The organism is Streptomyces sp. NPDC004752, assembly GCF_053601275.1.
This window is the reverse complement of sequence record NZ_JBSGBN010000308.1, coordinates 1-1,210: the sequence shown is the minus strand read 5'-3', so window position 1 is coordinate 1,210 and position 1,210 is coordinate 1. Positions and strand designations below refer to the sequence as shown.

Genomic DNA, 1,210 nt, shown 5'->3' with positions numbered 1-1,210 from the left:
GAAAGGGCTCCCACTTCCTCGCCTTCCTCGGCCTCGCAGCCGCCCTCACCTGCTACAAGAAGCTCGCCAAACTCACCACGTGAGACATCCTCTAAGGCCCTGTCTGGGATCACCGTACGCATCCCGCCGGGGCAGACCGTTGCGATCGTCGGTGAGACCGGTGCAGGCAAGTCGACCCTGTTGAAGTTGGTGGCGCGACTGTATCGCAGCGACCCGCACGCCGACCACGCTGGTGATCGCCCACCATCTCACCACCGCCCGGCGCGCCGACCGCATCCCCGTCTTGGACCACGGAAGATTGATGGAGGACGGTACACACACCCAACTCGCGGCGGCGGGCGGGCTATACGCCACCTTATGGGATGCCTACACCATGGAGTGACTTCGAGCTTGATTCATCCTTTCTGGTGTTTGAAGCTGACATTTTTGCCAGTTTCTGTTGACGACTTCGACGTCGATTCCGAGGCCGACGCCGTGCTCGATGACGGCGTTCTTGAAAACGGTGTCGACCCAGCTCTTGGTGATGGTCGGGCATATCTTCTTGCCCTGGTCGAGGAGCTGGATTCCGATACGACACCGCACCAAAGAATGAGAAGGGCGCGATCCTGCACCATGAGAGCCTGTACTACTCGCACGTCAAGGAGTGGCAGGCCGCACGGGACGCCGGGGTACTGAAGAAACTGACCGATCAGCGAACCGGTCCGGCCAGGCCGAAGAAGTTCCCCGGCCGATGCCGAGAAAGAGAAACTGCGCCGCCGAGTGGAACGCCTGGAGAAAGAACTATCAATCCCCTGGAAGCGTAGAGACCCTGGCCGGAACGGCCGGCGGCGCCACTTGTGGGACCAGCCTTCGAACACTCCGAGGGCCGGACAGACCACCCGGTGGGAAACGCCGTACTCGGTCCTCTGGTTACCGCCGTACCGAGGACCATGCAGCGCTCGAAGACACCACGCTCGATGACCAGCTCCTTTTTGTCCTTCTTCTGAGGAAGATCTCCTTGGTCCCCAGGTCCGCGGCGACCGTCCTTTCTGTCTCGGTGACGGACCCGTACGGCCTCCTCGCGGAACTCCGCGTCGCACCGTTGACGCTCCTCTCTGCAACGACCCCAACTTCCCCTGCAGTCAGGGTCTTCACGCTACGAGGGGAACGTCAGAACTGATGCATGTACAGCCACCTCACAGATCCCTGTTCGCAGGTCGGCAGTCGCAGG

General features: G+C 61.6%; 2 pseudogenes. One reads left to right on the top strand and one right to left on the bottom strand.

Annotated elements, in window-relative coordinates:
* Positions 1-382: pseudogene (locus ACWEKM_RS46580) on the top strand (ATP-binding cassette domain-containing protein); the annotation flags it as partial.
* Positions 383-432: 50 nt separating this feature from the next.
* On the opposite strand, the pseudogene ACWEKM_RS46575 reads toward ACWEKM_RS46580, so the two are convergent.
* Positions 433-570: pseudogene (locus ACWEKM_RS46575) on the bottom strand (IS5/IS1182 family transposase); the annotation flags it as partial.
* Positions 571-1,210: the final 640 nt, after the last annotated feature.